Genomic DNA, 7,744 nt, shown 5'->3' on the forward strand with positions numbered 1-7,744 from the left:
TCTGGATCTTCTGGAGCACCTGCATGGACGCCATCTCCGTCATCCGGGCCAAGCGCGACCGGGGCGAACTGACCGACCCCCAGATCGACTGGGTCATCGACGCCTACACCCGCGGCGAGGTCGCCGACGAGCAGATGTCCGCCCTCGCGATGGCCATCCTGCTCAACGGCATGACCGCCCGGGAGATCAGCCGCTGGACCGACGCGATGATCCGCTCCGGCGAACGGATGGACTTCTCCGCGCTCGGCGTCCCCACCGCCGACAAGCACTCCACCGGCGGCGTCGGCGACAAGATCACCCTCCCGCTCGCCCCGCTGGTCGCCGCCTGCGGCGCCGCCGTCCCGCAGCTCTCCGGCCGCGGCCTCGGCCACACCGGCGGCACCCTCGACAAGCTGGAGTCGATCCCCGGCTGGCGGGCCCTGCTCTCCAACGAGGAGATGCTCGACGTGCTGCGCGGCTGCGGCGCCGTCATCTGCGCCGCCGGTGACGGGCTCGCCCCCGCCGACAAGAAGCTCTACGCGCTCCGGGACGTCACCGGCACCGTCGAGGCGATCCCGCTGATCGCCTCCTCGATCATGTCCAAGAAGATCGCCGAAGGCACCGGAGCCCTCGTCCTGGACGTCAAGGTCGGCTCCGGCGCCTTCATGAAGAACCTCGACGACGCCCGCGAACTCGCCCGCACCATGGTCGGGTTGGGCCGCTCCGCCGGGGTCGCCACGGTCGCCCTGCTCACCGACATGTCCACCCCGCTCGGGCTCACCGCGGGCAACGCCCTCGAAGTCCGCGAGTCCGTCGAGGTGCTGGCCGGCGGCGGCCCCGCCGACGTCGTCGAACTCACCCTCGCCCTCGCCCGCGAGATGCTCGCCGCCGCCGGCGTCCACGGCAAGGACCCGGCCGACGCCCTGCGCGACGGCTCCGCGATGGACCACTGGCGCCGCATGATCACCGCCCAGGGCGGCGACCCCGACGCCCCGCTCCCGGTCGCCCGCGAACAGCACGTCGTCCCCGCCCCCGCCACCGGCGTCCTCACCGCCCTCGACGCCTACGCCGTCGGCGTCGCCGCCTGGCGCCTCGGCGCCGGCCGCGCCCGCAAGGAGGACCCCGTCCAGGCCGGCGCCGGCGTCGAACTCCACGCCAAGCCCGGCGACCACGTCACCGCCGGCCAGCCCCTGCTCACCCTGCACACCGACACCCCCGAGCGCTTCGGCTACGCCCTGGAAGCCCTGGACGGCGCCGTCACCGTCGCCCCGGCGGGCACCGCGTTCACCCCGGCGCCGATCGTGCTGGACCGGATCGGCTAGCCGGGTGCCCCGGCGTCCTGCTAGCCGGAGTAGGTGCGCAGGACGCCGGTGTCGAGCTTCCAGGGGCCGACGGTGATCGTGTCGCCGAAGGCGAAGTTCCGGCGGTCGGTGTAGCCCGGTTCGGAGTGGACGATGCCGGTGCCCAGGCGGGGGTCGACCAGCAGGTAGAGCGGGACGCCCATGGCGGCGTAGTCGCGCGCCCTGGGCCGGTGGTCGAACTCCGGGAAGTGCGGGGCGACGACTTCGACGGCCAGGAGCGGGCGGGCGGCCGGGGCCGGGAGGACGGCGAGGTCCGGGCGGCGCAGCAGACCCAGGGGCGGGGCTTCCAGGGGCGCGTCCGGGATCACCCGTCCGGGGGGCGTGAGCTGGGCGGCCAGTTGACGGCGGGCCAGTTCGACGGCGGCGCCGTGCTGCGGGCCCGGGGCGAGCGCGAGGTGCACCGTGCCGTCGGCGATCTCCGGGGCCCGTAGGTCCGGCACCGCGGGCAGCGCGTCGGCGATCGCCCGCAGCGTTGGGTAGTCGTCGGTCATGCCCGGACGGTAACGGCCTGCTCGCGGCGCGCCGTGACGGCGCGGCGGGTGGCGTAGAGGGTGACGCCGGCCGCGCAGGCCATGGCGACCAGGGCGACGGCGGCGGTGCCCGACCAGCCGGTGGAGTGGTAGGCGTCGGCGCCCAGGGTGCCGCCGAGGCTGTTGCCCAGGTAGTAGGCGATCAGGTAGAGGGCGGACGCCTGGGCGCGGCCGGTGGTGGCGGTGCGGCCGACGGCGGAGGAGGCGGTGGCGTGGCCGGCGAAGAAGCCGGCGGTGATCAGGACCAGGCCGAGGACCGCGCAGGACAGGGAGCCCGCGAGGGAGAGCAGCAGGCCCGCGGTGGTGGTGGCGATCGCCAGGTAGAGGGTGCCGCGGCGGCCGCAGCGGGCCGTCAGCCGGCCCGCCGAGGCGGAGGACGCGGTGCCGACCAGGTAGACCACGAAGATCGACGCGGCCACCGACTGCGGCAGGTGGAAGGGCGCGGCGGTCAGCCGGTAGCCGACCGTGTTGTAGACCGCGCCGAACACGGCCATGAACAGCATCCCCAGCGCGTACAGCCGCAGCAGCAGCGGGTTGCGCAGGTGCCCCGCGACGGTCGCGGCCAGCGCCCTCGCGTCGACCGGCGCGCGGCGGAAGTGCCGGGCGCGCGGGACGAGGGTGCGGAAGGCCAGCGCCGCGAGCAGCGCCAGGCCCGCCGAGACCGCCAGGCCCCAGCGCCAGCCCCAAGCGGCGCCGGCCCAGCCCGAGACCAGTCGGCCGCCCATCCCGCCGATCGAGTTGCCGGCGACGTACAGCCCCATCGCGGAGGCCAGCGCCGACGGGTGCACCTCCTCGGCCAGGTAGGCCATCGCGGTCGCGGGCAGCCCCGCCAGCGCCGCGCCCTGCACGGCGCGCAGCACCACCAGGGTGGTGAGGTCCGGGGCGAACGGCAGGGCGACGGCGATCAGCGCGGCGGCCAGCGTGGAGGCCGTCATCACCGCGGTGCGCCCGTAGCGGTCGGACAGCGCGCTGGCCGGGAGCAGGGCGAGGGCGAGGCCCAGGGTGGCGGCGGAGGCCGTCCAGCTGGCCTGGCCGGGCGTCAGGTCGAGGTCGGCGGAGAGCAGCGGCAGCAGGCCCTGGGTGGAGTACAGCAGGACGAAGGTGGCCACGCCGGCCGCGAACAGGGCCAGGTTGGCGCGGCGGAAGTCCCGGCTGCCGGGGCGCAGGCGCAGATCGGAGGGAGTGCTGACGGGGGCGGGCGCGGACGCCTCGGTACTGGCGGGCTGCATGACGTCGACGCTAGGACCGGGCGGCCTGATGCGTCCAATGCATCAATGGGGGATCATCGATGCTGTGACGCATGAGAGCAGCTCCGCGCCGGTCCGCCTGGTCGAACTCGGCCCGGACACCGATGTGACGGTCCTCGCACCGCAGTTGGCCGAGTTCGCGGCCGTCGCCCGGCTGGAGCACGTCACCCAGGCCGCCCAGCTGCTCGGCAGGCCGCAACCCACCCTGTCGCGCGCCGTCGCCCGGATCGAAGCCGAACTCGGCGTCGACCTGCTCGCCCGCCAGGGGCGCGCCGTCCGGCTCACCCGGGCCGGCCGGATCCTGCTGGACGCCGTCGAGCGGGCCCTCGCCGAGCTCGAACGCGGCGTGGAGGCGGCCCGGGCCGAGGCCGACCCGGCGGGCGGCCGGGTCGCCTTCGGGTTCCTGCACACCATGGGGAGCGACGCGGTGCCCGCCCTGCTGCGCGGCTTCCGCACCGGCCACCCCCGGGTGCGCTTCCAGCTCGTCCAGGACTACGGCGCCGCCATGCTGGAGCGCCTGCGGGCCGGGGAGCTCGACCTCTGCCTGGTGTCCCCGCTCCCCGACGCCCCCGACCTGGTCGCCCGCCCGCTGGACGAGCAGCGCCTCTTCCTGGCCGTCCCCGCCGAGCACCGCCTCGCGGCGCGCCGCCGGATCCGGCTCGCCGAGGTCGCGGACGAGAGCTGGGTGGCCGTCGAGGAGGGGTACGGGCTGCGCCACATCATGGAGGGCTTCTGCGCGGAGGCCGGGTTCACCCCGCGGATCGCCTTCGAGGGCGAGGAGGTCGAGACGCTGCGCGGCCTGGTCGCGGCGGGCCTCGGCGTCGCCCTCCTGCCGCCCGCGCTCGTCCCCCGCCCCGGCGTCGTCGAACTGGAGGTCACCGCGCCGCGCACCCGCCGGGCGATCGGCCTGGCCTGGCACGCGAACCGCCCGCTCACGCCGCCGGCGGCGGCCTTCCGGGACTTCGTGCTCTCGCGGCGGGGGAGCATCCTCGCGCACGACTGAGGGCGCCGCTCCGCGGGCGCGGCGGAACGGCGTGGTGGTAGGCAATCTACGCGCGTAGGGTCTATGCTCCGGCAATGGAGAAGCAGATCACCGCGTTCGCGGGCGGCACGGCCCCGCACGTCCCCACGCCCGATCAGATCGCCCGCGCCCCGAAGGTGCTGCTGCACGACCACCTGGACGGTGGGCTGCGGCCGGAGACGATCGTCGAACTGGCCGCGGCGTGCGGCTACCGGGGCTTGCCGACCACCGACCCGAAGGAACTCGGGGAGTGGTTCCGGGCGGCGGCCGACTCGGGCTCGCTGGAGCGGTACCTGGAGACCTTCGCGCACACCTGCGCGGTGATGCAGACCCGGGCCGCGCTGCTGCGGGTCGCGGCGGACTGCGCCGAGGACCTGGCCGCCGACGGGGTGGTGTACGCCGAGGTGCGGTACGCGCCGGAGCAGCACCTGGAGGGCGGGCTGAGCCTGGACGAGGTGGTGGAGGCGGTCAACGAGGGCTTCCGGCTCGGCGAGGCGAACGCGCGGGCGCGCGGGCACCGGATCCGGGTCGGCACGCTGCTGACCGCGATGCGGCACGCGGCCCGCTCGCAGGAGATCGCCGAACTGGCCAACCGCCACCGGGACCGGGGCGTGGTCGGGTTCGACATCGCGGGGGCCGAGGCGGGCCACCCGCCGACCCGGCACCAGGCCGCGTTCGACTACCTCAAGGGCGAGAACAACCACTTCACCATCCACGCGGGCGAGGCGTTCGGCCTGCCGTCGATCTGGGAGGCGCTGCAGTGCTGCGGCGCGGACCGGCTCGGCCACGGGGTGCGGATCGTGGACGACATCACGGTCGGTGCGGACGGCCGGGTCGAGCTGGGGCGGCTGGCCGCGTACGTGCGGGACAAGCGGATCCCGCTGGAGATGTGCCCGACCTCCAACCTGCAGACCGGCGCGGCCGCCTCGTACGCCGAGCACCCGCTCGGGCTGCTGGCCCGGCTGAAGTTCCGGGTCACCGTCAACACCGACAACCGGCTGATGAGCGGCACCTCGATGAGCCGCGAGTTCGCGCACCTGGTGGACGCCTTCGGGTACACCCTGGCGGACCTGGAGTGGTTCACCGTCAACGCGATGAAGTCGGCGTTCCTGCCGTTCGACGAGCGGCTGGCGATGATCGGCGACGTGATCAAGCCCGGCTACGCCGAGCTGAAGGCGGAGTGGCTGTTCGGGCCGCGGGACTGACGGGGACGGCCGGGCCGGCGTCCATGGAGATGGTCCGACTTATCACTCTCCGGAGTGGCCGGGCTTTGGCGGGCGCACGGTCCTCTCACTACGGTGGGCCGGTCACTGCTGACTCGGTGTGACGGCGACGTCCCCGATCCCTCGGGCGTCCGCCGGTGCACCGGCCCGACCAGGACTGAGGACGCACACATGAAGCAGGCCACTCTCAAGGCCGCCGGCACCGCCGCGCTCGGCGTCGCCTTCGCCGCCGTCGCCGCGGGCTCCGCCTCCGCCGCGCCGGTCGCCCCCGGCGGCCTCGGACTGCCGACCAGCGCGCTCACCAACCCCGGCGTGACCGGTGCGGCCACCGGCGCGGTGAGCAAGCTCCCCGGCGGCGACCAGCTCGGCACGGTGACCGGCACCCTCAACCCGAACGCCGGCGCCCCGGCGGCCGCCCCCGTCGAGGAGCAGGCCCCGCCGGTCGCCGAGCAGACCGGCCCCGGCGGCGTGGACCAGGAGCAGGCCCCGGCGGCCGCCAACCGGGTCGGCGGGCTGGACTCCGTCCCCGGCGGCCAGGGCCTGGCCAAGACCCCGGTCGGCGGCGTGGTCGGCACCCTGAGCAGCCTGTCCCCGACCGGCGGCGGCGCCCCCGGCCTGCCCAGCCTGCCGGGCCTGGGCGGCTGACGCACCGGAGCGCACGGAGGGGCCGTTCCCGCTGGGGAACGGCCCCTCCGTCGTGTGCTCGGGGCGCCAGGCCCGACTGCCCGGGCAGGCCCAGGGTCCACGCCCGCGGTTCGGGCCGCCCGGCGTCGGCGACCCGCGCTGACGCCCGGACGGACTCCCGGCGTTCGGCCCCGTCCGGCTCGTCCGGGACGGCGCCGATCTCCTCCGGGGTCTTCGGCGCGATCCGGGGTGGTGCGGGGCGGACTCACGCCTCCTGGGGGAGCAGCAGCCACAGCGCCAGGTAGAGCAGGCACTGCGGGCCGGGCAGCAGGCAGGACACCAGGAAGAGGATCCGGACCGTCCGCGGGGCGAGCCCGAAGCGCTCGGCGATCCCGGCGCAGACGCCGGCGATGACGCGGTTGTGACGGGGACGGGCGAGGCTGCTCATCGTCTCCTCCGGGGGAGTGGGCCCGGTGCGGTCCCTCCGACCGGGTGATGCCTCCATCCTGCCGCCGTGACCTGCGGCGTCGCGTCCGCCGTGATGCCGATCCGGACCCCGGAGCGGTCCCCGGGCAGGAGGAGGGCGGAGTCAGGGTCGGCTCCGGGGCGACCCCCGGTTTGCCCTCCGGGGTCGGCCTCGCCGTCGCCGCCGGTATTGCCGGCGGGCAATACCGAGTAAAGCGAAATCAAAGGAAGTGGAGCTGACGGGAGGGGCGGTTCCGCGTGCTGGGAGACTCGCGCATCTGATTGTCATAGGAACAGGGAAAATCTGATGCGTACCAACCGGCTGCTGGCCGTCACCGTGCTGTCCGTCCTCGGTGTCACCGGCCTGACGGCCTGCGGTTCCGATGGCAACAAGAAGGGCGGTGCCGCTCCCGCCACGTCCTCGGCCGCCTCCGCCTCGGTTTCCGCCTCGACCTCGGCCTCCGCCTCGACCTCCGCCTCCGCTTCCGTGGCCGGGAAGGGCGGCGGCCTGGAGACCCTGTCGGCCGAGGAGATCCTCAAGAGGACCCGGGCGGCGGGCGAGAAGCTCACCAGCGCCAAGGTGACCTTCACGATGGCGGACGCCGACGGCAACGTCAGCGGGTCCGTCGCCGCCGACTCCTCCGGCAACTGCTCCGGCACCTTCACCATCGAAGGCACCGGGAAGGCGGAGATCCGGGGCACCGGTGGCAAGAGGTGGATCAAGCCGGACGCCGGCTTCCTCAAGGCGATCGTTCCCGAGGGCAACACCGCCGCGGCCGGCGCGATGGCCGGCAAGTGGCTGACCGGTGACGGTGCCGGCATCAACGGCAGCGACGGCTTCGGCTGGTTCTGCGAGCTGGGCATCGACGCGCAGCGGAAGGCGGGCCTGCTGGAGAACGGCGCGCCGGACAGCAGCGTCGCCAAGAACGGCACCGGCCAGCTCGACGGCGTCAAGACGGTCCTCTTCACGGCGAAGGACGAGAGCAGCGGCGCTCCGCTGCAGGTCGCCGTCGCTAACGAGGGCGAGCCCTACGTGATCTCGATGAAGGGCGCCGCGATGGGCGAGATCCGGTTCGGCGACTTCGGCAAGCCGGTGACGGTGACCGCTCCGGCGGCCGCCCAGGTCTTCGACATGGACACCGCGCTCTCCGCGGGCTGATCCGCTCAGCCGCGCGGTGCGGCCGGGGAGCCGAGCACCGACAGGGCCGGGGCCGGGACGGGGCGCGGACGCGTTTCGCTCCGGCCCTCGGCGCGTCCGGGGGCGGGGGCGGGGGCGGCGGGGGCCGGGGTCCCG

Annotated in this window: 8 protein-coding genes; 5 read left to right on the forward strand and 3 right to left on the reverse strand. The window is 74.9% G+C overall.

Annotated features, from left to right (window positions below; translation table 11 throughout):
* Positions 1-23 precede the first annotated feature (23 nt).
* A complete protein-coding gene (locus tag ACWEO5_RS26830) occupies positions 24-1,301 on the forward strand; it encodes a thymidine phosphorylase (RefSeq protein ID WP_452164800.1) in 1,278 nt (425 codons plus the stop codon).
* 20 nt (positions 1,302-1,321) lie between these two features.
* On the opposite strand, the gene ACWEO5_RS26835 is transcribed toward ACWEO5_RS26830, so the two are convergent.
* Positions 1,322-1,831 carry a Uma2 family endonuclease gene (locus ACWEO5_RS26835; RefSeq protein WP_452164801.1) on the reverse strand — a complete coding sequence of 170 codons (510 nt, stop codon included), beginning with the start codon at positions 1,829-1,831 and terminating at the stop codon, positions 1,322-1,324.
* Positions 1,828-3,099, reverse strand: coding sequence for an MFS transporter (locus tag ACWEO5_RS26840; RefSeq protein ID WP_452164802.1), 1,272 nt, complete (start codon positions 3,097-3,099; stop codon positions 1,828-1,830). Before ACWEO5_RS26840 ends, ACWEO5_RS26835 begins: the two co-directional genes overlap by 4 nt.
* 64 nt (positions 3,100-3,163) lie before the next feature.
* Here ACWEO5_RS26840 and ACWEO5_RS26845 point away from each other — a divergent pair, with 64 nt between their 5' ends.
* From ACWEO5_RS26845 to ACWEO5_RS26855, 3 genes are all read left to right on the forward strand, one after another.
* Complete coding sequence (locus ACWEO5_RS26845; protein WP_452164803.1) at positions 3,164-4,120, forward strand: LysR family transcriptional regulator; 957 nt, start codon at positions 3,164-3,166, stop codon at positions 4,118-4,120.
* Positions 4,121-4,194: 74 nt separating this feature from the next.
* Positions 4,195-5,343 (forward strand): adenosine deaminase, encoded by a 1,149-nt coding sequence (locus ACWEO5_RS26850; protein ID WP_452164804.1) that lies wholly within the window; start codon positions 4,195-4,197, stop codon positions 5,341-5,343.
* Positions 5,344-5,532: 189 nt separating this feature from the next.
* The gene (locus tag ACWEO5_RS26855; RefSeq protein WP_452164805.1) at positions 5,533-6,006 is read left to right on the forward strand and encodes a hypothetical protein; all 474 of its coding nucleotides are present in this window, start codon (positions 5,533-5,535) and stop codon (positions 6,004-6,006) included.
* Positions 6,007-6,250: 244 nt separating this feature from the next.
* Here ACWEO5_RS26855 and ACWEO5_RS26860 read toward each other — a convergent pair whose 3' ends face one another.
* Positions 6,251-6,433 carry a PspC domain-containing protein gene (locus ACWEO5_RS26860; protein ID WP_344553129.1) on the reverse strand — a complete coding sequence of 61 codons (183 nt, stop codon included), beginning with the start codon at positions 6,431-6,433 and terminating at the stop codon, positions 6,251-6,253.
* A gap of 324 nt (positions 6,434-6,757) precedes the next feature.
* On the opposite strand from ACWEO5_RS26860, the gene ACWEO5_RS26865 reads away from it, so the two are divergent.
* Positions 6,758-7,609 (forward strand): hypothetical protein, encoded by an 852-nt coding sequence (locus tag ACWEO5_RS26865; RefSeq protein WP_452164806.1) that lies wholly within the window; start codon positions 6,758-6,760, stop codon positions 7,607-7,609.
* The last annotated feature ends 135 nt before the right edge of the window (positions 7,610-7,744 follow it).

The organism is Kitasatospora sp. NPDC004272 (assembly GCF_053603035.1).